Genomic DNA, 25994 nt, shown 5'->3' with positions numbered 1-25994 from the left:
GTCTGCCGCTTTTCGGGTCAGCCGGTGGTGCTCTTCGAATGGCCTGCCGGTCCGGCGGCCGGAACCGGGCCGGCGGGAACGGCGGGCGATGCGCTCAGGCTGCCGCGCGCGTTGCGGCGATAGATCTCCAGCAGCCGTTCGCGGAACACGGCGACGTCGAACTGGCGCTCCCACCGCGCGCGGGCACCGGCGCCGAGGTTGCGACGCAGGGTGCGGTCGTCGATCACCCGCGCCAGCGCATCGGCCAGCGCGGCCGTATCGCCCGGCGGAACGAGCAGTCCGGTCTCCCCGTCGGCAATGGCGTCGGGGACGCTGCCGACCGGGGTGGCGACGATGCTCAGCCCCTCCGCCATCGCTTCCAGCACGGACATCGGCAGGCCTTCGAACATCGAGGGCTGGACCAGCACATGGGCGCCGGCCAGTTCGCGCCGGCAGCCGGCCTGATCCAGCCAACCGGTGAAGCGCACGCGGTCGGCGATGCCCAGTTCCGTCGCGAGGCTGCGGTAGGTCTCCAGATCGCCGTCCCCGGCGATGGTGACCTGCCAGTTGCGGTCGCGGCAGGTGGGAGACGCCAGCGCGTTCAGCAGGACGTCGATGCCCTTCAGCTTGATCAGCCGGCCGAGGAACAGCAGGCGGACCGGACCGGCGAAGTCTTCCTCCGCATCGTCGCGCACCGGCGGCGATGCCGGACCCGGCACGGCGTTGTGGAGCAGGGTGGTGCGCTGCCGCGCCTCCGGCCCGAAGGCTTCGGCCACCCAGTCGCGCCAGAACTCGCCCAGCACGACGATCTCGCTGGTCATCGCCATCATGCGGCGGATCGCCCAGCGCATCACCGGACCGGCGTCCTTGAACTGCTTGGGGAAGCGCCCGCCATGCAGATGCAGGATCACCGGCACGCCGAAGGTGCGCGCCATGGCGATCAGGATGCCCTTGCGCAGGACACTGCCGTATTCCGCCATATGGATGTGCACGAGATCGGCCTTGCCGGCGGCGAAGCAACCGGCAAGCCGCGCGGTCGCCCGCGCGAAATAGAGGGGCATCAGGTGGAATTTGCCGGGGCCGTAGCTGTCGATCACCTCGAACTTCACGTCCGGGCAATTTTGCCGGAAGTCGGTCGTGAAGTTGTCGACCACACGGCCCATTCCGCCTTTCTCCTGGGTGCCGCCGGGGGAGACGATATAGATCATGTCCGCTCCTGATCCTTTCCCGGCCCGCCTTTCCTGCGTTGCGCCCCGGCTTTTACCGTGTGACGTCCGTCTCTCGACGGCTGCGGCGGGCTTGTTATGTTTTCGGCCTCTGGTCCTTGCCGGCCCGACGATCAGGCCGTGACAGGTGCGTCGCGGTGCGGCCGATAAGCTGCCGCCCTTTGGAACGCGTCGCAGCCGGAGGCCGGGCGGCGTTCGCGTGCAAGTTTACGCGATGCAGCATCCGTACGCTGTGGAGCGACCGAACGGGTTGGCCTGCCGGTATGGTTACCCAACCTGTGCATGTGCGTCTCCCTTTCGGCTATGCCCGCATTGATTGTTTTCTAACCCGATCATCGACATGTGGGTGACCATGGCCTACCGCCGTTTCGATGCGGTGGCGGCCGATCCGGCCAGCTTGTCCAAGTCCCCGGAAAGCTCGACGGCGCCGCGGTCCAGCTCCTGGTAGATCGCCAGAAGCGACTTGGCGTAGGCGTCGATGACGAACTGTTTCAGGAACAGGCGGCGGCCGTTCTCGGCGAGCCGGCGATAGAGGTCCGGGTCGTGCCCGACCTCGACGACGGCATCGGCGAGCGCGCCGGGGTCGTTCACCGGGATGATCCGGGCGGTTTCGCCGTCGGTCAGCACCTCCGGGATCGATCCCACCGGCGTGGTGATGACCGGCAGCTGCGCCGACAGCGCCTCCAGGATCACCATCGGCAATCCTTCATGGGTCGAGGGCAGCAGCAGCATGTCGTGCGACCGGATGTGCGCGTGCGCCTCCTCCCGGCCGATCCAGCCCAGGAAGCGGCATTCCTCCGCCACTCCCAGCTCTGCTGCCATGGCGCGGTAGCCGTCGACGTCGCCGCCGCCGCCGATGGTCACCCGGAAGGGCTGGCCGCGCTGCTTCAGCAGCGCACAGGCGCGCAGCAGCGAGCCGATGCCCTTGCGCTCGGACAGGTTGGCGAGCACCAGCAGGGACAGGACGGTGCCCGGCTCCGGCGCTGTCCGCGTGCCGAGATCGGCACCGACATCCGGCACGGCGTTGTAGAGCACCCGGATCTTGCGGGGATCGGTGCGGACCGACTGGACCAGGAAGTCGCGCCAGTTGTCGCCCAGCACCACCACCCGGCCGCAGCGGTTGAACAGCCAGCGGCTGATGCCGCGGGCGAACATGCCGCCTTCAAAAAACTCGACGAAGGAGGCGCCGTGCAGGTGGACGACAGTCGGGCAGGACATCAGCCCCGACACCAGCTGGACCGCCGCCTTGCGCAGGAAGCTCGCACGCTCCGACACGTTGATGTGCACGACAGAGGCCCGGCGGCGGGCGAGGATCCAGCCCAGCCTTGCCAGTGTTACGCCGAGATATAAGGGTGACAGCAGAACGCTACCGGTACCGCGAGTGTCGAGGATGATGGAGCGGGTCGTGCCCGACCTGTCGAACTGGTCGACCACATAGCCCGTCATGCGGCCGATGCCGCCGCCGCCGTCGAGTGCGCCCGGCGTCGCGAACACGACGACGGTCCGGGTGGGCGCATCCGGTTGGCCGGTGGGGGTGCGGATGTCGTTGGTGCTGTCCATAGGCGTCGGGGTCCTTTTCGTGCTCAGGCAGCGTCGGACGCGGAGAACAAGGCCTGCCGCAGGCGGCGGCGCAGGCCGACCGGCATCAGCGAATGCATGGTGAAGGTGGCGAGCGCCATCGGCGTCGGCTGGCCGTCGCGCAGCGCCGAATTCAGGATCCGCCAGCGCGTGCCGGCGGTGCGGGCGGCCTGCTCGCCGCCGGTCGCCTGCAACAGCAGGCTGGCATAGGCGCGCGGCGACAGGTGGTCGCGCATCGACTCCGCCCATTCCAGCGCCTGGTTGATGTTGTGGCAGGTCGACAGCGTGACGCGGTTGTTTTCCTCGGTGTAATGGACGGCCATCACATCGGGAATATGGACCAGCGCCACGCCATCGATCCGGCCGCAGGTGATCAGCCATTCCCAATCGTCGAAGCGGGATTTGGGGACCGGGTTGCGCAGCAGCAGCGCCTTGGGCGCCAGCAGCGTCGTGGTCGGGGCGAAGGTCTCGCCCTTGAACAGGCCGCGGCGGACGAACAGGTAATCGCCGATGGCGTCGGCCGGGGTGGCCAGACGCCGGGGCCAGGCGAAGGTGCCGCGGGCGGTCACCACCTGGCAGCGGCAGCTGACGATGGGGAAGCGGATGCCGGCCGGGCGGCCCGCCATCTGCAACTCCACTTTCTCCGGCATCCAATGGTCGTCGTCGTCCAGGAAGGCGATCCAGCCGCCACGTGCGGCGCGCACGCCGATATTGCGGGCCTCCGCGGCGCCGTGGTTCGTCTCAAGCTCCATCACGGTCAGCCGCGGATCGGCCAGCGTCGCCAGATGCGAGGCGGTGGCCGGATCCGGCCCGTCGATCACCACGATGACGTCGAGGTCGCGATAGGTCTGGTCGAGAGCGCTGCGCACCGCCCGCATCACCATGTCCGGGCGGTTGCGGGTGGGGATGACGACGGTAACCTGTTCGTTGGTCACCTGATCTTCGATCGCCTGTTCGCTGTTTGCCGGGCGGTTGCTGCTTGCCGGCTGATTCTTCGGGCTCATGGGTCTGCCTTCGGTCGAAGGGAAATGGGAAAGGTCGCAGGGGACGGGGTTCCGGAGCGCCCCGCCGCTAGTGCCGGGACAGGGGGCCGGGATAGGGGCCGGCATAGGCGGTCCGCCCGGCGTAAGCGGGGGAGGGCGCGGTGGCGGCGGCGTTCCGGCGCAGGCGGTGCTCTTCGGCCGCCCGGTCGTTCAGCAGGCGCTGCCAGCGGCTCTGCTGGATCAACCGGACGACGGCGATGGTGGCGATCACCCAGTTCATCGAATGGCGCTCGGCGAACACGCTCTCGGACACCGAAACCGCCAGCAGGGCGCAGCCGACGGCGAAGGCCCAGGCGGCCTCGGGCCGGCTGTTGCCATAGCGGGCGGCGAAGAAGCCCTGGAACAGCATGCGGCCAAGCACCGCCACCACCAGTGCCACACCGACGAGGCCGAGGTCGAGCGTCAGCTCCAGCCAGCCGCTGTGGGCCGAGGTGATGCCCCAGTCGCGGGTGAAGCTGGAGCCCGGTCCGTTGAAGCCGGACCAGTAGGCGGCATAGCCGTAGCCTTGCAGCGGCCGCTCGCCGACCGAGTGGACGATGTGTTCCCACAGCACGGTGCGGCCGGTCAGGGTCGGGTCGCGGCCCAGCGCATAGAGCACGTCGTACCAGAAAGTCGCGCCGGCAGTGACCATGATCACCAGCAGGGCCAGCAGCAGCGCCATGGTGGGGGCGAAGTTGCGGATGCTGCCGCGCAGCATGGTTGTCGACAGCAAGGCCACCGACACCAGGAGCGAGGTGACGAGGCCGGTGCCGGACCGGCTCATCACGATCAGCAGCATCGCCAGCAGGATCAGCGGCCGGGTGAGCCAGCGGCCCATCTCCTTCTGCCAGTCCAGCCAGACCAGCGCCAGAACCAGCCAGACCATCATGCGGCCGGTCACGTTCTTCTGGAAGAACACGCCCTTCCAGGCGCCGACATGCTGCGCGCTGTCCAGGCCAATGGCCGGCATCGCGAAGATCATGAAGAAGGAGACGAACATCAGGAACGACAGCCCGACCACCAGCAGCCGCATGATCTCCGGGAAGCGGAAGCGCAAGGCGAGCCAGATGCCGAACACCGTCGTGAACATGAAGGCGATCGACCGGCGCAGCGTGATGTCCGGGAACAGCGACCACAGCGCGGTCAGGAAGGCGAAGGCGATCATCGCCGTCAACGCCGGGCTGGCGAAGGGTATCTGGAAGGCGATGGACGGCCGCAATGCGATGGCGGCCAGCACCAGAACGTAGAGACCGCCATACAGGATGGTGACGCCGGCCGATTCCAGATCGCCCGCCAGTGGGTCGCCGCCGGTCAGCATCAGCGGAAGCACCGAGCCTCCGAAGGCGATGATGCCGATGACGGCGATGCTTTTTTCCAGAAAATCCAGGATTTTCATCGGCTTTCCCTTAGGCTGCCGTACCGTGTTCGGCTGTGCAGCACTGAAGATGCGGACGACACCCCACATCTCGTAGCCGGGCGGTGGCATTAGACCGAAGGAGGCCAAGCCCGAAAGAGGTAGCCGCTTTCGCGCTTCCCCCTCCCTTTGCCGCCCGAAAAAGGGAATGGATGCTGAGTTTCCAATAAAAAGACCCCCGCGCGAGTGGCGCGGGGGTCCGGCTGGCATCCGGTTCGGGTGGGGTAGGGTTACGACCCGTCGCCCTTCAGGACCATCACCGCGGTCTTGCACAGGATGAAGAAGTCGAACAGCAGGCCGCAGTTGCGGACATAGAAGACGTCCATCGACACACGCTCCTGGAAGGTGGTGCGGTGGCGTCCCGACACCTGCCAGTAACCCGTCAGGCCCGGACGGACGGTGCCGATCACCGCGGCGAAGATCACCCACCTCCGGCAGTTCCTTCGGCATGTAGGCGCGCGGGCCGATCAGGCTCATGTCGCCCATCAGGATGTTCCACAGCTGCGGCAACTCGTCGAGCGAGGTCTTGCGCAGGAAGCGGCCGAGCGGGGTGATGCGCGGGTCGACCGTCAGCTTGTGGTAGGTCATGTACTCTTCACGGGCGACCGGGTCGTTCGCCAGCAGATGCTGCAGCTGCTCTTCCGCATCGACATGCATGGAGCGGAACTTCAGCAGGTCGAAGGTCTGCTTGCCGCCGGCCCAGCGCTTCTGGCGGAACATCACCGGGCCGGGGCTGTCAAGCCTAATGGCGACGGCAAGGCCCAGCATCAGCGGCGCCACCAGGACCAGCAGGATCGCCGACAGGACGATGTCCATGGCGCGGCGGATCCGCAGGTAACCGGTCGGCGGACGGACGCTGACGCGCAGGGCCAGCGAACCGTGCAGGTTGTGGTACGTCGCGTCGACGGCGCTGACGTTGCCTTCGCCCAGCACGCAGTAGACCTGTCGGAAGGGCAGGGTGCGGACCAGGCCGGTCAGGTCGCTGCCGTGGCGGCCCATGTCGGCGACGATGGCGGCGCTGGCCTGGCCGGCGACGGCGGGCGACTTCGCCAGCAGTTCCACCGGACCCATCACCGGCAGGCCGGCGACGCGGGTCTGCCACAGGCTGTCGTCGTCATCGACGAAGCCGACAGGCCGCATGCCGAGCCAGGGCAGGCGCTGCAGCTTCTCGGCGATGGCGGCACCCTGCGGGCCGGCGCCGACGATCATCACCGGGGTGCGCCAGTCCAGCGCGCTGGACAGCAGGCCCTGGATCAGCAGCAGATCGGCGACATAGGTGACCGCGAAGCCCAGCAGCGCGATCGACAGCGCTTCCACGAAGAAGGAGCGGAAGCCCTCCATCACGATGAACGGCACCGCCAGCACGGCGCAGCACAGAAAGGCCGCCTGAAAAGTCCGTCTCGTGCGTTCCATGTAGTCGAAGCGTCCGAGCGTGTAGATGCCGAACACCGACTTCACCAGAGGCACCAGCATCAGGCCGGTCACCAGCGACCGCTGCCAGGCGGCGGCTTCCATCGGCTCGGTCAGCGCATCGGCGCCGAGGAAATGGTTGAGCGTCCACCCCACCAGGGCGAGGACCAATCCATCCGAGAGTGCAAGCAGCAGCCCGGGGGCGATCGTGGGGATCGTCGCCTTTTTCGCCGAGGTCAGATCGATGACCACTTCTGGGTCCAGTTTGCTCATCGCAGGTCCCGTGGTTGAAGGGAATGCCAGCCACCGCACGGCCATTCGTGCGGATGGTCGCTCGTCATCAGCGTCTCTTGGGATTCGGCCGGTCTTTACTTTGCTGCGCCCCCGCATCGGCAGGTGCGCATTTATGTAAAGAACACTCTTTCATGATTTTGGTCGGCCGATCCGCTGTTCGTTGAGGACGAATTAGGATGAGGAAGCTCGGCCAGCAACAGTGCATACGGACGTTGATTTCGCGTCCGCGATACCACCGGTGTTTCGAAGGGTACGGGGGGCCGAATATTAATGGGGATACTTTCGGATGCCGTCCCCAGCGGGGATAGCGTTTCGGGTTAACGGCAAGGTGGTGCCGCACCCCCGACGGCACCCGCGATCGCCGCAATTTTTAGGTATATGCCACGGAAATCTCCCCCGACCGGGCGTAAAGCGGCAGCGCGAACGGGGGTGATCGCCGAACTTGCGGGGTGGGCCCGCCAGCCGGATCGACCGAAGGGAGCGCCGGAGCAATTCCGAGCGGGGAGGTGGCGCGAACGCACCCTTGCCTGTTGCAGGGCGCAAGAGGCAGCGTGCGAACTTGCCGGAAAGCATACTCGGAACGTCCAGGATGTCTGACCGAAGCCGTGCTGACTAGCACCGAAGAGTGTTCCCGTCGCTTCAAGGCCGAATTGACGCTGTCCCGACCTCCGCCAAGATTTGGCGCGTTCTTCTTCCTTATCTGCGCCCGTGCGGCACGCCCATGAGAAGCGGGTCCATGCGACATGGACCCATGCGACAGGGCGGACGCGATGCTCTCCCCAGCAGGCGAGACCGGAAGAAGAAGCGGATTACAGGGGGCGAAGGAAACCGGATGGCTGTCGAAGCTGGTACGATCATCAAACATGGCTGGATGTTCATGGTGGCGAACGTGGTCAACCGCGCTGCGGGACTGCTTCTGCTGCCGCTCTATGCGAAGGTCCTGTCACCGGCGGAGTTCGGCGTCTATGCCCTGATCAGCGTCGTCGGCGACATCGTTGCGGTCATGCTGATGATCGGCATGATCAACGCCTTCACCGTCGTCTATTTCGAACATCCCGACGACCGCAGCCGGTCCCGCGTGGTCAGCACCACGATGATCGGTCTGTGGGCCGCCTCGCTGGCGCTGCTGGCGGTGGCCCTGCCGGCCGGCTGGGGCGCCAGCGACCTGCTGTTCGGCGGCACCGACCAGGGGCCGATCATCGCCTTCGCTTTCGCCGGCATCGCCTTCAGCGCTGTGTTCGAGCTGGCGCTCGCCTATTACCGGGTCCACAAGCGGTCTGGCACCTGCCTGCTGATCTCGGTCGGCAAGGCGGTGGGGCTGATCGGCCTCAACCTCAGTTTCCTCCTGGTGATGGATCTGGGGGTGACCGGCATCTTCCTGGCCAACGCCATCACCTTCGTCGGGCTGGGCATCGCGCTGACGGTGGCGATCCTGGCGGCCAACGGCGTCGGCTTCTCCTTCGGCATCCTGAAGCGGGTGACGGTGCTGGGCCTGCCCTTCATGCCGCAGACCATGCTGGACATGGGCAACCAGTTCGCCATGCGCTATCTGGTCAATCTGCTGATGGGCGTCGCGGCGGTCGGCGTGCTGTCCTTCGGCCTGCGGCTCGCCACCATGCTCTACATGTTCCTGACCGCCTCCTTCCTGCAGATCTGGTCGGTCAGCCGGATCGAGGCGCAGGACAGCACCGCTGGGCGCGACCAGTCGGAATTCGTCTTCTACCTGTTCGTCGTGCTGCTCTCGGCGGCGGCGCTCGGCATGGCGCTGACCGCGCCGGAGGTGCTGTGGCTGATCGCCTCGAGCGAGTACGAGACGGTTCTGCCCTGCATGCCGCTGCTGGTGCTGGCCTATGTCGTCCATGGCGTGCGCATGCATGCCGAGGTCGGGCTGGTGAAGACCAAGAAGGTCGGCGTGCTGCCGGCGATCTCACTGGGCGGGTTGGCCGTCGGCACGCTGGTCATGGCGGTGACGCTGGGGCCGCTCGGCCTGATGGGCGGTGCCATCGGCGTGCTGGTGCGCGAGCTGGTGATGCTGGGCGCCACGGAGGCGATGTGCCGCCGTCTCAGCCCGAACGAGCCGCCGCTCAGTGCGCTGCGGGTGACGGGCATCCTGGCGCCGGCCGCCATCGCCTATCTGGCCGGCCTCGCTTTATTCGGGTTCGAGGTGAACCCGACCTTCGCCGCCGCCAAGGTCGGGCTGACCATGCTGTTCGCCGTCGCCGCCCTGTTCGGGCCCAGCTTCGGCAAGGCCGACCGCGCCATGCTGTTCCGCATGACCGCCCGATTTCGTCGCCGGCCCCAGACGGCTTGAGAGCCGCTCGGACAACCAGCGTGAGAGCCAGCCCGACAGCCGGCGTGACAATGCTTGAACGGAGAGGATGACACCGCGATGCAGGACGCTCCGCACTACACATTTCGGCAGACGGTTGCGGCGGACGCCACCCGTTACGGCGGGGGCTCCGGCCTCGGGGCGGTGCTGAAGCTGCTGGCGGGCAACCGCATGTTCCGGGTGACCTTCACCCTGCGCAGCTGTCAGGCGCTGAACCGGATGGGCGGGCCGCTTGGCAAGCCGCTGCGCAAGCCGCTGCTCGCCGCCTGCCGGCTGCTGCACCGCTGGACCCAGCATTCCGCCGCCATGGATCTCCCTGGGAAACCCAGGTCGGACCGGGACTGCGCATCCTGCACGGCTGGGGACTGGTAGTGAACGCCAGTGCCCGGATCGGTGCCAACGTCACCCTGTTCCATGGCGTCACGCTGGGCCAGAAGGACGACCTGCTGCCCACCGGCCGCGTCACCCATTACCCTGAGCTGGGTGACGGCGTCTGGGTCGGGCCGCATGCGGTGGTGATCGGCGTCAGCATCGGCGACGAGAGCATCGTCGCCGCCTCCTCCGTCGTCACCAAGCCGATGCCGCGGCGCAGCGTGGTCGCCGGCAACCCCGGCAAGGCGGTGGCCGAGGTCACCATTCCCGACATCCCGCATCCGGCCCAGGTCGGGCGCGCGTCGGCCATGATGCCCGGCACCGCCACCTCGCCGATGCCGGGCTGACCCGCCCTTTTCCATCCCTGGAGACGGAGAAGGGGTCCGGCAGCAATGCTGACGGACCCCTTCTCCTTCAGGCATTCACCCGGCCGGACGAACCGGACAGGTCAGGTCAGGTCAGGCGGCGTGCGCCAGGCTGCTGTCGGTCGTGTGCAGGTCGTGATAGGTGTCGAAGGTGACGCCGATCACTTCATGGCTGGCAAGACGCTGCATCGTCGCCAGGTCGGTGGCCGTAGCCACGGCGGCGGTGGTGTCGGCCGTGTCGTTGGCGGTGCTCATGGTGTGGGCCAGCAGGTCGGCCGAGCTGAGCGAAGCGGCGGCGGCCTTGGCAGCAGAGGCGTCGATGATCGTGCCGGTGCCGGTGGCGTCGGCGATGGTCGCGGCGGTGGCGTTGGAGATCTTCAGGCCGAAGGTCTCGTTGCCTTCCGTCACGCTGTCGCTCAGCACCTTGACCGTCACGGTCTTGCTGGTTTCGCCGGCGGCGAAGGTCAGCTTGCCGCTGGTGGCGGTGTAGTCGGAGCCGGCCTTGGCGGTGCCGTCCACCGTGGAGTAATCCACCGTGACCGGGGTGCCGGAGGCGGACGACAGCTTCACCGTGAAGGTGGCGTTGGCGGTGTTGGCGGTGGTGGTCGGGGTATCGAACACCGCACCTTCCATGGCGCCCTTCACGATGGCGGCCTTGGTCGGGTTGATGGTCTTGTAGTCGTCCATCAGCATGCCGCCGACGTCGCCCGATTCCGGGGTCCAGGCCCAGAAGGTCCAGCTCATCCCCTTGTCGCCGGCCGCGATGTCGCTCTTGCCGTCCAGGTTCCAGTCGCCGTTCAGGTACTTGGCCATGGTCTTGGCCCAGGTCTGCTCGGCGGAGCTGGTGAACTGGCCGCCCCATTCGCCCAGCAGGATCGGCGCGGTATCGTTCTTGTACAGGTATCCCCACATCTTGTCGTACTGGGCCGGCAGGTTGTTGGGGTAGTTCGGATCGTTCAGCCAGCTGAACTGCCCGACGCTCTGGCCGTAGGCGTGCGGCGAATAGACCAGCTTGTTGGGGGTGTCGAAGTGGATCGGGCGCGCCTGCGCACCGGCCAGCGTGCTGCTCCATTCGGTGCCTTCGACGAACAGCAGCCAGTCCTTGTTCACCGTCTGGATGGCGTTGCCGATGCGCTCGGCGGCCGAGGCCCAGTCGGTGGCGGCGCTGCCGCCCCAGGTGGCGCTGACGCTTGGCTCATTGTGAAGGTCGGCGCCGATGACGGTCTCGTTACCGGCATAATGCTTTGCCAGCATCTTCCAGTTGTTGATCACCGTCGATTCCGGGTGCTTGTCGGTGTACCACAGCCCGTGTTCGTTGGTGCCGGCGCCGCCGTCGTTGCGGTGGTGGTCGAGGATCACCTTCATGCCGAGCTTGCCGGCGTAGTCGATGACCTTGTCATAGACCTGCAGGCGGGTCAGGCCGGCCAGATCCGGGTTCTTCGAATAGTCGATGCCGTTCGTCACCGCGGTGTTGTCGAACATCTCGTCCGACATGGTCAGGCGGATGGTGTTGAAGCCGACCGACTTCATCTTCTCCAAGTGGCCCTGGTAGCTGTCGGCCCACAGGCCGGCGGGTACGTAGTTGTAGCCCTCGCCACCGAACCAGTTCACGCCGGTCAGGCGGACGGTGTTGCCGGCCTCGTCGACGATCTGATTGCCCTGGGTGTGCAGGAAGCCCTGGATGCCGCCGGCGGTCTTGGTGCCGGTCGGCTCCGTCACCGTCACATCGCTGACCGACAGGCTCGGCTGGGTCGGCGTGGTGGGGTTGGACGGGTTGGTCGGGTTGGTGGTGCTGCCGGCGAACCAGGACTTGTCGGCCTTCACCTCCATGGTGCCGTTCCACCACATGGCCTGCTGGCCGGCGACGACGTCCTTGCCGTCTAGGGCGCCCTTGTCGATCGACACGATGCTGTCGGTCGGGTTCACGGCGTGGCCGCCGATGGTGATCTTGTTGACGTACAGGTTGCGGTCGACACCGTTGACCACAGCGTCGTTGTCGTACTGGATCTGGACCTTGTGGGCGACGTCGGCGCTGACATTCGCGTTGAAGGTGAAGTCCTTGGCGGCGGTGCCGGCCGTGCCTTCACCGATCATCTTGCCGTCGACCAGAACCTTGAAGTGGGCGTTCACGCCACCGGCCGCATTGCCGTAGGCATTCACGACGATCGGCGTGCCGCCGGTGGTCGGGGTCGTCGGCGTGGTCGGCGTCGTGGGGGTGGTCGGAGTGGTCGGGGTCCCGGTGGAGCTGGCGAACATGTCCTTGGACATGTTGAAATCGAGCGAGCCGCTCCAGGACAGCATTTCGCGGCCGGACATCGTGCCCTGACCTTCAGCGGCGTAGGAGACCGTCGAGCTGTTGGAAGCGATGGTCTTGCCGTTGACTTCGATCGACTTGACGATCAGGTCACGGTACATGCCGGCCTTGTCGGTCGACAGCCAGTCGTTGTCATAAACGACCTGGACCTTGTGGGCGACGTCGGGAGCCACCTTGGTGGTGAAGCTGTACCGGCCGGCGCTGGTGGAATTGACCGTCGCCTGGCCGACGGCAACGCCATCGACGAGGAATTTGAAATGCGGCCAGACTCCTCCGGCAGTCACACCCGAGGCATTGACGACGAAGGTCGTATCGACGGGGCTCGTTGCCATTGGAAGTATCCTCTTTTCCGTGAATTTCGCTGAAACCCAATCTGGCCGGAAAAGGTTAACGAGGTATTTCAAATTTTAGCGAAATGCGGCTCTAATGCCACTATCACTTGTGAAAAGAAAGAGACACGAAAAACCCCTTTGTCGATGCATTGCAGCAACAAAGGGGTTCGGTCTGTCTGTAAGTCTTTGATTTAGCGCCTTTTTGCAGCGCTCAAACGGGTATCACCTGGGCTTGTGGGCCACCACGAACACCTCGGGCCGGAACAGATAGAGCTGGCCAACCCTTCCGAGCTTGCGATTAAGGGTTAATGGCATCCGTCCCAAAAATGCCTCAACCAGCTTGGCATAGCCCAGGTAGGCGCGGCTGGCGAAATGCAGGTTCATCCGGCGGCGCACCGCCATCGGCAGGATGTAGACGGCCTCGACGCGGCCGAAGCCCGCCTGACGCAGCATCGCTTCCGTCTCGCCCCAGCCATATTCGCGCAGATGCATGCAGATCGGCTCGTTCAGGCCGAACACCTCCGACAGATCGGCCGGACCGGCGTATTTGTGCGGCATGCTGAGGATGTACTTGCCACCCGGCTTCAGGATGGTGCGGACATTCTCCATGTGGGTCAGGACGTCTTCCGGATGCATGTGCTCCACGACATGGGTGGAGATCACGCTGTCATAGCGGTCGGCCGCCTCGAAACGGGAGAGGTGGATGCCGTCGCTGTTCTTCCAGGTGACGTTGGAATCCTGTTCTATCCAGGTCGCACCGCGCTCGCGCGTCACCTCGGTGGCGACGCAGCGGTAGCCGTGGCGGGCGAGGTAGCGCAGAAGCCGGGCCTTGCCCGATCCCACCTCATAGACGTCCTGCGGCCCGCCCAGCAGGGTCAGGAAATGGCGGAAGTCGAGGTCGTCGTTGCGGGTGTGCGCATCGTCCTCCGCCTCGTTCAGCCACGGACAGCTGGTGTAGAGCGTCGTATAGGCCTGCTCGAACACGTCCCAGCGCTCGTCCGGCTTGCTGTCCAGCAGCTCGCGGGCAAGGCGACGCTCCAGATCCCAGTGGCGCTGCACCATCTCGGCCGTCAGCGGGTAGGTCGGCGAGAGGTGGAACTTCCGCCGGTAGCGCTCGACGAGCGCCTCGTCCGTCGCACGATCGGCGGGCAGGCGATCCATCGGCAATGTGTCGGCTGTGTTCTGCACGATCGACCTCTCCATCAGATGGGTACAGGACGCATTGAGGGACTTTAAACGGGAGCGGCACCGGACGCGCGCGCGCGAACGAGAAAGTGCGCGGGCCTATCGCAGGGGGTGGATGGCGCCAACGGCTTACCCCCGCGGTACGTCATCCGGAGCGCTGTCAGCCCGACCGCGCCTTTCCGGTGCGCGCCTTCTCCCGCAGCGTCTCCACCACCGCCGTGTAGAGCGGCAGGGGCCGGGACTCCTCGTCGTAGGGGGAGGGGTGAGCACCCAGATCCGGATGCTCCCGCGCGATGAAATTCAGGTCGGAGCGCAGGTGCCACCAGCACAGCTCCTCCACCCGCGCGTTGTCCAGCATGTCGGCCAGATACTGCCGGGCCAGCTGGGCCATCGCCCGGTCCTTCTCCGCCCGCGACCAGGAGCGGGGCAGGCGGGTCTCGTCCACGTCCATCTCCGTCAGATGGACGGACAGGCCCAACTTGTCGACCGCGCGGAGGAATTTGCGCATGCCGGTGCTGTCATAGGGCTTGCCGCCGATCAGGTGGCTTTGCAGCCCGATGCCATGGATCGGCACGCCGCGCTTGACCGCCCCGGTCAGCCAGTCGAGCAGATAGGCACGCTTGCGCTGCTGCCAGCCCTCGTCGATCTCGATGCCGAACTCGTTCAGCACCAGCTTCGCCTTGGGGAACGCCTTGTGCACATGGTGGAAGAAAGGATCGAGCCACTCCGGCCCCTTCTCCGCCCCGCCGGCCGCCACCCACCACATGCCGCGGCGGAAGCCGTAACGGTCCTGCTCCTTGGGATGGCTTTCCACCGTTTCCCAGAAGAAGACCTCGTTGGCGACGTCGATGCGGTAGAAGACATCGCCGTAACGTTGCCGCACCGCCTCCACCACGCCGGTGAAGCGCGGCCAGACATTGTCCGCGCTCAGCGTGCCGTCCGGCGAGAAATAGGCGCTTTCCGAGATGCCCAGCTCCGCCTGCCGTCCGGCGGGAAGCTTCATGTAGGGCGGCATGCCCATATGCTGCCAGATGATCGTGTGCCAGTTGGGCGTGGCGCCGATGCCGCGCGCCAGCTCCACCGCGGCGTCGAAGCGGCGCCAGTCGTAATTGCCCTCGGTGTGCTGGAAAACGCCCCATTTGCCGCCATTCTCCGGGGTGACGACGTCGCATTCGCGCGCCATCAGCCGGTCGAGCATCGGGTCTTCCGGATCGATGAAATGGTCGCGGGCGGCACCATGGCGGATGCCCAGCGCCCGGCAGGCCTCGCGCAGGGTCACCGCCGGCTCCGCCGCCCGCGGCTGGGTGGCGGCGGCTTCCGCCGTCGTCGGACCGCTGGCGCCGCGGCAGCTCGCCAGCACCGCACCGGCGGCGGCGGTCCACAGCAGGTCGCGCCGGCTGGGGCGCCATTGGGAAAGGCCGGGCTTCGGAGGCGTGATCATGGGGAGGGGCTTCTCCTCTGGTCGCGGTAGCCGGTCATGGAGAGGCCCCTCCCTCCGGGCGCCGCAGCGTCCGGAAGGAAAGGGCCTCTGGGTCGAAGGAGCTTCAGGTCACCCCGGCTTCCCGTTTACGGGGCGGTCCGCAGGGTGGTGTCGCCGTAGTATTTCCGGGTCGCCATGTAGCTGTTGTAGGGACCCTGGTAACCGCGCGAGGCCGCCTTCTTCAGGTTCACGTCGGTCATCACCGCGACGAACTTGCTGTGGTCGATCGGACCCAGGTCGGCGACCGCCTGCAGGTCGCTGGCCGTGGTGTGGCCCCAGCGGCTGACGAACAGGACCTTGGAGGCGGCGCCGCAGACGATGCGGGCATCCGACACGGCCAGTGCCGGGGCGGTGTCGAACACCACCAGATCGAAGTGCGGCGACAGGCCGGCCATCAGGTGGATCAGGCCGTCGACGTTGAAGCGGTCCAGCGTCTCCGGCATCAGGCGGCCGGCGGGGATCATCGCATAGGGCGCGTCCTCGCTGGTGTGGACGATCTCGTCCAGGGTGGCGGTGCCGGAAACCCAGTCCGACAGGCCCTTCTTGGCCGACAGGTTGAACAGTCCGTCGATGCGCGACCGGCGGAAGTCGGTGTCGACCACCACCACGCGGCGGCCGGCCTGGGCCGCGACCTGGGCGACGGCGAGGCTCATCGAGGTCTTGCCGTCCTGCGGGCGGGCCGAGGTGACGGCGATGGAGCCGACCGGACCCAGAATCCGACAGGTGGTTGCGGAACAGGGCGCGCATCGATTCCGAGAACAGCGAGAACGGATGGTTCTGGAAGATCTGGTCGAGACGGCCGCGGGTGCCGCGGGTGGAGTGGTGCGGGACGATGTGGACCGTGCCCACGCCCAGGATGCGGCGGACGGCTTCCGGGGTGCGGATGCGGCGCTGGAACAGCTCGATGCCGAAGACGATGAAGATGGCGACGGCGAGCGAGGCGACGAAACCGGCCATCAGCATCAGGATGCGGAACGGACCCGACGGCTCATGCGGAACCTGCGGCGCCGAGACCAGCTTGACGGCGGTCGGGAAGGCACGGTTGTCCTGCTGGGCCTGCACCTCTTCCAGACGGCCGAGCAGGCTGTCCAGCAGCTGGCGCTTGGCCTGGGCCTCGGCCTCCAGCGTGCGCAGCGGAACCGCTTCCTCGGTCATCGTCTGATAACCGGTTTCCAGCTTGGCGATCATCGCCTTCAGGGCGTTTTCCTGCTCGATGGCGACGTTGGCCGCCTCGCGGACGCCGCCGATCTCGTGGCGGACCTCCTGCTGCAGCGAGGAGTTCGCCTCGTTCAGGCGGGCCTGGAGTTCCTGGATGCGCGGGTGCTTCGGACCGTACTGGCGCGACAGCTGGGCAAGCTCGGTGGAGATCGAGGCAACGGTGGCGCGCAGCTGGGCGACGACGGGCGAGGCGAGGCTGCCGCCGTTGCCGGCGCTGCGTTCCAGCGTCTGGGCCTGGGCGACGGCGCGGGCGCGGGTGGCGGCGGCCTCGGCCAGACGCAGTCGGGCCTGCTCAAGCTCGGTGGTGGCCATCAAGCCGTTGGTGCCGTTCTTGACCAGACCGGCCTTGAAGCGGACGGCGTCGACCTTGGTGTCGGCGGCGGCGACTTCCTTGCGCAGGGTGCCGATGCGGTCTTCCAGCCAGGCGACGGCGCTGGTGGACAGGTCGCGGTCCATCTGCTGGCGGGTTTCCATGTAGCGGCGGACGACGGTGTCGACCACCTTCTGGGCGATCTCCGGGTCGCCGGCGGTGTAGCGGACCTGGATGACGCGCGACCGGCCGACGACGCCGACCTCGAGGTTGCGGCGCACGCGGTCGAGCACGCCGTCGATGCTGTCGGCGGCACGGGTCTCGCGCAGGTGGGTGTCCTTGGTCATGTTGTCGCCATGGGCCAGGACGGCCTGGACGACGCCCGGCAGTTCCGGACCGAAGACGGCATGGGCCTGCTCGCGCGTCCAGGCGGTGGCGCGCTCGACGAAGGGCTTCGTCTCGTCGGCCTGGACCGGCGGGTTGTATTCCTGGTTCGTCGCCAGCTTCAGGTCGGTGACGGCCTGGGACAGCACGGCGGTCGACTTCAGGATTTCGATCTCGCTGAGGATCGCGCCGTCTTCCGGCGTGATCGAGTTCAGCGCCTGGTCTTCCGCACGGACGACGCGGACCTGCCGATTGTCGACCAGCAGAAGGGCTTCGGAGGTGTACTTGTCCTTCATCAGCGAGACGGCGAAGGCCGACAGGGCGGTCAGCGCCAGCACGATCAGGATGATCAGCGTCTTGTGCGCCGCCAGCACCCGCAGGATGAAGCGGAAGTCGGGGCCCATCGCCGGAGCGGGGCCGTCGAACTCACGCGGCGCATGGTGGCCGACCTGGGTGGGCCACGCCTGAGCCGGCAGGCCGCCATGGCTTCCAGGGCCGTGGCCTCCGTTGTTGATCTGGGGAAGGTTTTCCACGTCTCAAAGCTCCTTCTGGATAGGCGACCGCCGGATCGGTGACGGAGAGATCCGGGTGGAAGCGGGCGCTGCGGCGCCCGTCCCGCGGGTTCGGAGGGATGCGGCACGGCGAAGGCGATAAGTGCTCCAGGCGAAGCCGAAGGCACCGATGCAATAGCGGCGGAACAGGCGGCGGGGCTCCTGCGCCAGACGGAAGGCCCATTCCAGGCCGGAGCGCTGGACGGCCTCGGGAGCGCGCTTGAAACGGCCCGCCAGGAAATCGACGATGGCGCCGCCGTTGACGATCAGCACCGGATGATCCAGCGCGCGCTTCAGCTCCGCGGCGACCTGCTCCTGCTTGGGCATGCCCATGGCGAGAAGGATCACGTCGGGGCGGTTGGCCCGCGCCTGGGCGATGTAATGCTCCACCGGGTGGAAGCCGTGCTGAAGGTCGGCATAGCGGTGCGGCGTCTCCGTCTCCAGTGCTGCGCGGGCGCGGTCCAGCCACGGGGTGGCCGTGCCGTAGATCGCGACCTTGCGGGGGCCGAGGGTCTTCAGCAGCAGCGGGATGAAGTCGGTGCCGTTCATGTTCAGGCCGGACGGCATGCCCAGCACCGGCAGAACCGCCTGCAACCCGATCCCGTCGCGCAGCAGCACGTCCGACGCGCCGAAGGCGGCCAGTGCCGCGTCCGACGTCATGCAGACGTTCAGCCCGTGCGCGTTCAGGAAGGACAGCACCGTCGGACGGTCGACCGCGCCCAGCCGTTCGATCAGGGCCCGGCGCTCGCCGTCGCTCGAAATGCACCGCATGCGCTCGATCAGTTCCAGGACCTCACGAGGGTTCGGCATGCGCATCTCCCAAAAAAATTGATCGGAACAAAGCGTTGAGCGTTACACGACCGATCTGGCGGCCGGTCCGGCTTGACCCGGTGCCGGGCCTGTCCGCCGGGCGGCGGCGGCTAACCCGTTGGGATCGGACCACCAAACCTGCGTGGCTCTATGTGGCCGTGCCTCCCCCCTTTTCGCACGGGCGAGATCGGAGAAACGGCGACGGAATCGAATTAGCCCGGGCTTGCTCCCATCGGGGGATTCGGCTTGCCGAATCGGCCGGTCAGACCCATAAAGTGAGGCCCCGGCCATAAAGAGAGACCCTGGCGCTCTATGGCTGTTGTCTGATGGCAGGGCCTAACGGCCTTGCCGGACCGGCCGCCCGGCCGATATGACCGGCCGAAGCGCTTGCATCACCGGGGCAATCTCAAGAAAAGACGATCATGACCGACGACACTTCCGACAACGCCCGTTCCGGCCGTACCCCCGGCACCGCCGACGAATTCGACCGCCGCGACGCCCTGCGCGCGGTGGCCGCCGTGGTGCGCGGCGACGGGATCGAGGTGGATGCCGACAGCACCCCGGCGCGCTGGACGGTCGCGGTCAACCATGTCGTCCAGATCCCCGGCACCGACCGCAAGCTCAAGTTGCGATTTAAGGTGGCGCTCGGGCCCCTTCCGGACATCGAGGCCGACCTGTGGGGGCTGCTGACCATCGAGGAGGGGTTCGGCCGGCCGCAGGCCAAGGCGCTGGGCAAGCGGGTGAAGGGCGCGTGCCTGTCCTCGCCCGCCATTGCCAAGGCGAAGGACCGCGTCGACGGCTGGGTCGCCTCGATGGCGCAGCGGGCGGCCGGCTTCGGCGACTCCTGGCGGCCCAAGGGCTTCGCCGACGAACTGGGCCGCGTCGTCGGCTTCGGCGGCCGGATCCCGCGTTTGCAGACCCTGCTCGATGCGATGGAGGAGGCCTTCTCCACCGCAGCATCCCGTGCCGGCTTGAAGGTGCGGCGGGAGCGGCTGGAGAACGCGTCCGGCATGGGCGTCTATCTCGACAGCTTCGCCACCGCCCGTGCGATGATCCGCAAGCTGCGGCTGTTCGTCGGCCCGACCAACTCGGGCAAGACCCACGCGGCGATGGACCGGCTGGCCGAGGCGGAAAGCGGCTGCTATCTCGCCCCGCTGCGTCTGCTGGCGCTGGAAGGGCAGGAGGCGTTGGAGACGCGCGGCCGGCCGTGCAGCCTCGTCACCGGCGAGGAGCGCGACGTGCGGCCGGGCGCCGCCTTCACCTCTTCCACCATCGAGATGGTGAACACCAGCAAGGTCTGGGGTGCCTGCGTCATCGACGAGATCCAGATGATCGGCGATCCCGACCGCGGCTGGGCCTGGACCCAGGCGGTGGCCGGCGTGGCGGCGCCGGAAATCCTGATGACCGGCTCGGCCGATGCCATTCCCTACGTCAAGCGTCTGGCCGACGCGATGGGCGAGGAGTTGGAGGTCGTCGAGTTCACCCGCAAGTCGCCGCTGCGCGTCCAGGAGGAGCGGGTGAAGCTGGAGGAGGTGAAGTCCGGCGACGCGCTGATCGCCTTCTCGCGCAAGGACGTGATGGCTCTGCGCCACGACCTGCTGGGGCGCAACCACAATGTCGCGGTGATCTACGGCGCCCTGTCGCCGGAAGTCCGCCGGGCCGAGGCGCGCCGCTTCCGCGAGGGCACCGCCGACGTGCTGGTGGCGACCGATGCCATCGGCATGGGGCTGAACCTGCCGGTCGCCCGCGTCGTGCTGTCCACCACCCGCAAATATGACGGGCGCGAGGAACGCGAGCTGACCGCGTCGGAGATCCGCCAGATCGGCGGCCGGGCCGGCCGCTTCGGCCTGCGCGAGGAAGGCCGCGTCGCCGTGCTGGACGGCGAGAGCATCAACCCGGTGCGCCGGGCCCTGACCTCGCCGCCGGTGCCGCCGGAAGATCCGCGCTCGTGGATTTCGCCCAACCTCAGCCATGTCGAGGCCATCGCGCGCGAACTGGACACCGACAGCCTCGCCAAGGTGCTGCGCACCGCCGGTCAGGAGCTGCTGCGCGCCAACCAGACCTTCCGCATGACCGACCTGGAGCAGCGCATCCAGGCTGCAACAGCGGTGGACCGCGCCAAGCTGCCGCTGGCCCAGCGCGACATGCTGGCCCGCTGTCCCATCGACACCCGCGACCAGAACAACCTGCGCCTTCTGGGCGGCTGGGCGGTCAACCAGGGCAGGGGCATCCCCAACGCCGCCCCCGACGCCGCCGAGCGGTTCCGGCACAGCGTCGGCACCGATGTGGAGCTGGAGAAGGCCGAGCGCGCGGTTAAGGAACTGACCGCCTACGCCTGGCTCGCCTACCGCTTCCCCGACGCCTATCCCGAGATGGATTTGTGCCAGGAGCGCCGCGCGCACCTGAACGCCTTCATCGAGCGGACGCTCGCCGAGCGCTCGCTCGCCCGCGCCTGCCCGGTCTGCGGCACGCGGCTGAAGGCCAACCACCGCTTCCGTGTCTGCGACAACTGCTACAGCAGCCGTGTCGACGAGCGCCGCGGCGGCCGGCGCGGTCCGCCGGAGCGGGGCAATGGCGAGAAGCCGGCGCACCAGCACCATTTCCACCATCCGGTGGCGAAGGAGGGTGCCCCGGCCGGTCGCGCTCCAGGCCGGAGTGGCCCCCGCAGCGGCCCCCCTGCTGGTCGAGGCCCGAAGCGGCGTGGCGTGACGCCATAAAAGCACTCCTGTCTCTCTCCAGCCTCGGGAAAGAGACAGTCACGCCGCCGCGCTATCCCGCTTCGTTCCCTCGCGCTTCGGCCAGCCGATCTCCTCGACCGTGCCGTTCTCGCCCAGGAAATAGCGGCGAAGCGGCGTCAGGTCGGCGCCCAGTTCATAGACCAGCGGGCGGCTGGTCGGGATCTCGAACAGCGGGATGTCCTGGTCGTTGACATTGTCCAGATGCTTGACCAGTCCGCGCAGGCTGTTGCCATGGGCCGAGACCAGCACCCGGGCACCCAGCCGCAGCGCCGGAGCGATCTCGTCGCGCCAGAAGGGGATGACGCGCTCGGTGGTGTCCTTCAGGCTCTCGCCGCGCGGCAGGTTCGCCTTGGCGAGGCCGGCGTAGCGGCGGTCGGTAACGGCTGACCGCGGGTCGTCCGGCTCGATGGCCGGCGGCGGCACGTCCCAACTTCGCCGCCACTGGAACACCTGCTCGGCCCCGTGGCGCTCCGCCGTCTCCGCCTTGTTCAGCCCTTGCAGCGCGCCGTAATGCCGCTCGTTCAGGCGCCAGTGCTTGTGCACCGGCAGCCACAAGCGGTCCATGTCGCGCAGGACGAGGTGCAGCGTCTCGATTGCCCGGCTCAGCACCGAGGTAAAGGCGATGTCCACGTCGATGCCGGCCGCTTTCAGCAATTCGGCAGCCTTGCGGGTCTCTGCGATGCCGCGCTCGGTCAGCCCGACGTCGGTCCAGCCGGTGAAGCGGTCTTCGGCATTCCACACGCTCTGGCCATGGCGCAACAGAATCAGGCGGTGCATGGCGGCTCTCCCTTCCAACTTCGGCGCTCGATCGCCGGGCATATGAAAGGTGAAACAGGGCTGTAACCGGCTCGGTTCCCGCGACAAAACGGCACAGCATCGGGCGATTCCGGATCGGCGACGGGCAGCTTGCGGTTTCAATCCGATTTCATGATTGCTTCCACAGACACCAATTATGTCAGCGGCGAAATCGTGGCGACATACGCGAACAATAATCCCGCGGTACGGTCATCTCATTCGAACACGCCGGCCTCGCCGGCCACAGCGGAAGGGAAGGGCCGATGACGCAACCGAACACGGAATCGCAGACTTCAGCCGGCACCGCGGGCCTGCGGGGCGCAACGCTGAACCATTCCGATTATCGCCCCAGCAACCTGACAACCTTGCGTACCGAGGCCACGATGCTGCATCATCATGACGTCATCTCCAGAGCCGTTTCGACCGACCGCGAGATCACTCTGGAGGCGCTTCGTGTGTTCACCTATCTGAGCCGGAGGCTCCATTTCGATCGCTCCGTTCCGGTGCTCCAGTCCGAACTGGCTGATGCGCTGGGCATGCAGCGGCCCAATGTGAACCGGGCCATCAAGCTGCTGGAAACCAAGCAGATCCTTCTGCGGGAATCCAAACTGGGGCGCGCGATCACGTTCCGGCTCAATCCGGGACTGGAGGGCGGCCGGGCGTGAGTGTTTGGTCAGGGATGGAATGATCGTCGAGACACGTGAACTGTTCTTCACCAATTCCGCCCTGAAGAAAGCCCTCGCCTGGTACCAGAAGGCTCCGAACCAGACGGATCTGCCGCTGGGCGTCGTCACCATGGTGACGCCGACGTCCGATGGCGGCCTGTCGGTCCAAATCCAGCAAAGCGGCGCCTCCAGGTCGCGGGAGGTCGTCTTCACCCCCAGCAAGACGCTGGCGCTGCTTCTGCTGTTCTGCCGCCGCCAGAAAGTCCCGATCCCCCGCGATGCCGGCAAGGAGATCGAGGCGGCGGATGATGGGCTGATTCTCATCGTACGTGGCGAGACGCAGACGTCCGCCCCTCCTCCCTGATCTGACCGCCCCGTTCCTGTGACGCCGCCGCGCCTCCCGCGCGGGCGGCCCATTTGCGTTTCCGGCGCCGGAAATGCATCCGGCAAGAATGGTGGCGCACTTAATCTAAAGTAGCGAACAAACCCACAATTGCGGTCGGAAGGCTTCATCGTTCCGTTCAATTCGACCTGACCTAATGGGCAGGTGATTACGATGTTTGTCATAGTCGCCAAGACTGATCGCGGGACATTTCTTCCTGTGATATTGTTCCTCTGGCTAATGGGGCTAAGCTTTAGTTCCACACCGTCAACCGAACGGGGAACTGCGGGTTGATTCGTCATTCAAACATTCGGAAAAGTTGAAACTTACTCTTGGCTGTTTCGCCCAACTCGATTGTATCGCAGTCGCTGGCGACCCGGTCGCTCTTCCGTCACCCGCCCAGTTCCGCCACCGCCCAGGATTGCCCGCCGATGACCGTCCCCCACCAGTCGCCGACGCTTTGGAAGGAGCTTCGGCATTGTCTGCCGCTGCTCCAGCCAATGCCCGTGTGACCGGGCCGATGTCATCGCCGCAGATGCCTCCGCCTTCCCTGTCGTTGGCCGGCCCCGGCCGTCTCGCCCCCTCTCCACGGATGCTGGTCGCCTTCCTGTGCGCGCTGTTGGCGCTGCTGGGGACGGCCTCCTGGGCCACCGTCACCGCGCTCGACTATCGTGACACGCTCGATCGAGCCGAGAAGGACGCACGGGAAGCGGCCGCCCTGTTCGACAGCCATGCGCGCGGCGTGCTGGAGGCCAGTGTCGGCCTGCTGGAGCAGGTCGCCGGCCGGATGGACGGACGTGGCCTGGCCTCCTGGGGACAGCGCACATTGCCCGAGGCGATGGCTGTGGAGCGCAACGGCCGGGTCACGCTGCTCAGTGCCGACGGAACGGCGCTGTACGGTCCCACCATCGCTTTCGCCGAGCCGGAAACCAGCGACGGCCTGTCGCTTCTGGTCCGCCCCTTATCGCCGGAGGAGGAACGTCGGATTCTGCCGGCCTTCGGGCATGTGGCAGGGCAGCCGGCCATTCTTCTCGCCCGCCGCATCCACACTGCGGCGGGCGTTTTCGACGGTGCGATCCTGGTCGCCGTACCGCTGGCGGCCCTGGATCCGGTGCTGAAGCCCTTCGACGCGAGCGCCCGCTCGGTCGGTCTGTACCGACCCGACGGCGTCCGCCTCGCCGGGTCGGGCGCCCCGTCGCTCGGCCCGCTGCCACGGCTTGACGCCGGAACCATCCGGGTCGATGCGCAATGGATGGTGAACGGCAAGCCGTCGATCCTCGGATTGAAGCGGATGGCCGGCCTGTCGATCCTGTCGGCGGTGACGATCCCGCGCACCAGCGTGCTGGAGCCCTGGTATGTCCGGATGGAACGCGGCCTTATCGTGGTTGTTGCCGGCGTCGCCGCACTGGCCGGCCTTTCCCTGCTCGGCGCCGCCAGCCTGCAGAGGGAGGCGCTGGCCCGTCAGGCCCTGACGGAGGCGAACGCCCAGCTCGAACAGGCCAATGTCCAGCTGGAGCAGCGGGTGGAGGAGCGCACAGCGGCCCTCAGCGCCCTCAACGTGAAGCTGAGCCGTGCGCTGGAGGAAAAGGAACGGGCAAATCAGGCCAAGGGCCGTTTCCTGTCGGCGGCCAATCATGATTTGCGTCAGCCTTTCCAGGCCTTGCGGCTTTTTCATCATATTCTGATGGAACGCCTCGCCAACACCCGCGACCATGCGATCGCCGAGAAGATGGGCGAGGCGCTGGACGCCGGCGAGAAGCTTCTGCATGCCCTGCTGGAGGTGGCGACGCTTGATGCCGGCGTGGTGCGGCCGCAGCTGGCCGACGTGCCGGTGTCGGCGGTGTTCGAGGATCTCGCTGGCCGAATTCCGCGGCATGGCGGCGGAAAAGGGGCTGGTCCTGCGCGCGATGCCCACCCGGATGGTGATCCGCACCGACCGCACGCTGCTGACCCGCATGCTGGGCGATCTGGTGCGCAACGCCATCCGCTTCACCGACGAGGGGCGCGTCACCATCGGCTGCCGCCATCAGGGCAATCGTCAGGGCCGGTGGCTGCGCATCGAGGTGTGGGACACCGGAACCGGCATCCCGCCCGAACAGCTCGACAACATCTTCGAGGACTTCGTCCAGCTCGGCAATCCGGAGCGCGACCGCCGCCAGGGCCTCGGCCTCGGCCTCGCCAAGGTGCGCCGCAAGGCGGCTCTCCTGGCCCATGCGGTGGAGGTCCGGTCGCTCCAGGGCCGCGGTTCGGTCTTCGCGGTCAGCGTGCCGGTGGTCGGAACCGAACGGGCGCCGACCGCGGCGCCGGTGAAGGACGCCGATCCGGTGGTGGCGGGCGACCGGTTGATCCTGGTGGTGGAGGATGACCCGATCCAGCGCGATGCCGTGCGGCTGCTGCTGGAAAGCTGGGACTATCGCGTTGTCGTCGCGGACGAGGGCGAGACTGCGCTGGCACTGATCGGCGGGACCAGGCTCCAGGCCGGCTCCCCCAAGGCCGGTACCCCCAAATCCAGTTCCATGCCCGACATGCCCGACATGCCCGTTCCCGACCTCATCGTCAGCGATTTCCGCCTGCCGGGCCGGCTGACCGGCGTGCAGATGGTGGCGAAGGTGGGGGAGCGGCTGGGCCGTCCGGTGCCCGGCCTGATCCTGACCGGCGACACCGCGCCCGAACGCATCCGCGAGGCGGTCGCCACCGGCTGCCGGCTTCTGCACAAGCCGGTGTCGCCGGAGGATCTGCGCGGGGTCATCGCTTCCATCCTTTCGGAACGGGGCCGCCCGGCCGACGGCGGGGAAGCGGCCATGGAGAACGAGTCCGCAGCATGAGTTAACCCTTTCTGAA

The 25994-nt window shown here is 67.1% G+C and carries 17 protein-coding genes and 1 pseudogene; 8 read left to right on the top strand and 10 right to left on the bottom strand.

The genetic code is table 11. The features are described 5' to 3' along the window. Window positions 1-17 precede the first annotated feature (17 nt). The 4 genes from ACWPN3_RS02945 to ACWPN3_RS02930 all read right to left on the bottom strand — a co-directional run bounded on the left by ACWPN3_RS02945 (window position 18) and on the right by ACWPN3_RS02930 (window position 6902). Window positions 18-1187 carry a glycosyltransferase family 4 protein gene (locus ACWPN3_RS02945; RefSeq protein WP_211099162.1) on the bottom strand — a complete coding sequence of 390 codons (1170 nt, stop codon included), beginning with the start codon at window positions 1185-1187 and terminating at the stop codon, window positions 18-20. 375 nt (window positions 1188-1562) lie between these two features. Beyond that, window positions 1563-2765: a glycosyltransferase family 4 protein gene (locus ACWPN3_RS02940; RefSeq protein ID WP_492242588.1), complete on the bottom strand. Its 1203-nt coding sequence runs from the start codon at window positions 2763-2765 to the stop codon at window positions 1563-1565. 23 nt (window positions 2766-2788) lie between these two features. Then, window positions 2789-3787 (bottom strand): glycosyltransferase family 2 protein, encoded by a 999-nt coding sequence (locus ACWPN3_RS02935; RefSeq protein WP_492242589.1) that lies wholly within the window; start codon window positions 3785-3787, stop codon window positions 2789-2791. A gap of 67 nt (window positions 3788-3854) precedes the next feature. Beyond that, window positions 3855-6902, bottom strand: coding sequence for a sugar transferase (locus tag ACWPN3_RS02930; protein WP_492261070.1), 3048 nt, complete (start codon window positions 6900-6902; stop codon window positions 3855-3857). 853 nt (window positions 6903-7755) lie between these two features. On the opposite strand from ACWPN3_RS02930, the gene ACWPN3_RS02925 reads away from it, so the two are divergent. The 3 genes from ACWPN3_RS02925 to ACWPN3_RS02915 all read left to right on the top strand — a co-directional run bounded on the left by ACWPN3_RS02925 (window position 7756) and on the right by ACWPN3_RS02915 (window position 9971). Continuing rightward, complete coding sequence (locus ACWPN3_RS02925; protein WP_109445373.1) at window positions 7756-9234, top strand: lipopolysaccharide biosynthesis protein; 1479 nt, start codon at window positions 7756-7758, stop codon at window positions 9232-9234. Window positions 9235-9312: 78 nt separating this feature from the next. Then, window positions 9313-9624 carry a hypothetical protein gene (locus ACWPN3_RS02920; protein ID WP_492261069.1) on the top strand — a complete coding sequence of 104 codons (312 nt, stop codon included), beginning with the start codon at window positions 9313-9315 and terminating at the stop codon, window positions 9622-9624. Next, on the top strand, window positions 9624-9971 hold the full coding sequence (locus ACWPN3_RS02915) for a DapH/DapD/GlmU-related protein (RefSeq protein WP_492261068.1): 348 nt from the start codon (window positions 9624-9626) through the stop codon (window positions 9969-9971). The genes ACWPN3_RS02920 and ACWPN3_RS02915 overlap by 1 nt, the downstream gene beginning before the upstream one ends. 111 nt (window positions 9972-10082) lie before the next feature. On the opposite strand, the gene ACWPN3_RS02910 is transcribed toward ACWPN3_RS02915, so the two are convergent. From ACWPN3_RS02910 to ACWPN3_RS02890, 5 genes are all read right to left on the bottom strand, one after another. Beyond that, entirely contained in the window at window positions 10083-12635 is a 2553-nt protein-coding gene (locus tag ACWPN3_RS02910; RefSeq protein WP_492242591.1) for a cellulase family glycosylhydrolase, read from the bottom strand. A 222-nt stretch (window positions 12636-12857) separates the two neighbouring features. Further along, window positions 12858-13823 carry a class I SAM-dependent methyltransferase gene (locus ACWPN3_RS02905; protein WP_109445370.1) on the bottom strand — a complete coding sequence of 322 codons (966 nt, stop codon included), beginning with the start codon at window positions 13821-13823 and terminating at the stop codon, window positions 12858-12860. A gap of 157 nt (window positions 13824-13980) precedes the next feature. Then, window positions 13981-15261: an endo-1,4-beta-xylanase gene (locus ACWPN3_RS02900; protein ID WP_492242592.1), complete on the bottom strand. Its 1281-nt coding sequence runs from the start codon at window positions 15259-15261 to the stop codon at window positions 13981-13983. Window positions 15262-15369: 108 nt separating this feature from the next. Further along, complete coding sequence (locus tag ACWPN3_RS02895) at window positions 15370-17745, bottom strand: GumC family protein (RefSeq protein WP_492261067.1); 2376 nt, start codon at window positions 17743-17745, stop codon at window positions 15370-15372. A gap of 3 nt (window positions 17746-17748) precedes the next feature. Beyond that, a complete protein-coding gene (locus ACWPN3_RS02890) occupies window positions 17749-18573 on the bottom strand; it encodes a WecB/TagA/CpsF family glycosyltransferase (RefSeq protein ID WP_109452584.1) in 825 nt (274 codons plus the stop codon). A gap of 422 nt (window positions 18574-18995) precedes the next feature. On the opposite strand from ACWPN3_RS02890, the gene ACWPN3_RS02885 reads away from it, so the two are divergent. Further along, a complete protein-coding gene (locus tag ACWPN3_RS02885) occupies window positions 18996-21290 on the top strand; it encodes a helicase-related protein (RefSeq protein WP_109445367.1) in 2295 nt (764 codons plus the stop codon). 39 nt (window positions 21291-21329) lie between these two features. On the opposite strand, the gene gpmA is transcribed toward ACWPN3_RS02885, so the two are convergent. Continuing rightward, on the bottom strand, window positions 21330-22088 hold the full coding sequence (gpmA, locus tag ACWPN3_RS02880; RefSeq protein ID WP_492242593.1) for a 2,3-diphosphoglycerate-dependent phosphoglycerate mutase: 759 nt from the start codon (window positions 22086-22088) through the stop codon (window positions 21330-21332). Between the two features lie 281 nt (window positions 22089-22369). Here gpmA and ACWPN3_RS02875 point away from each other — a divergent pair, with 281 nt between their 5' ends. The 4 genes and pseudogenes from ACWPN3_RS02875 to ACWPN3_RS02860 all read left to right on the top strand — a co-directional run bounded on the left by ACWPN3_RS02875 (window position 22370) and on the right by ACWPN3_RS02860 (window position 25978). Further along, entirely contained in the window at window positions 22370-22771 is a 402-nt protein-coding gene (locus ACWPN3_RS02875; protein WP_492261066.1) for a MarR family transcriptional regulator, read from the top strand. A gap of 19 nt (window positions 22772-22790) precedes the next feature. Further along, complete coding sequence (locus ACWPN3_RS02870; RefSeq protein WP_109445364.1) at window positions 22791-23135, top strand: hypothetical protein; 345 nt, start codon at window positions 22791-22793, stop codon at window positions 23133-23135. Between the two features lie 538 nt (window positions 23136-23673). Then, a pseudogene (locus ACWPN3_RS02865) lies at window positions 23674-24894 on the top strand (phytochrome family protein); the annotation flags it as partial. 133 nt (window positions 24895-25027) lie between these two features. Continuing rightward, complete coding sequence (locus tag ACWPN3_RS02860; protein ID WP_492261065.1) at window positions 25028-25978, top strand: ATP-binding response regulator; 951 nt, start codon at window positions 25028-25030, stop codon at window positions 25976-25978. Window positions 25979-25994 lie beyond the last annotated feature (16 nt).

The organism is Azospirillum sp. UENF 111221 (genome assembly GCF_058780625.1).
Note: the sequence above shows the minus strand (reverse complement) of the source record. Positions and strands in the feature narration are given on the sequence as shown.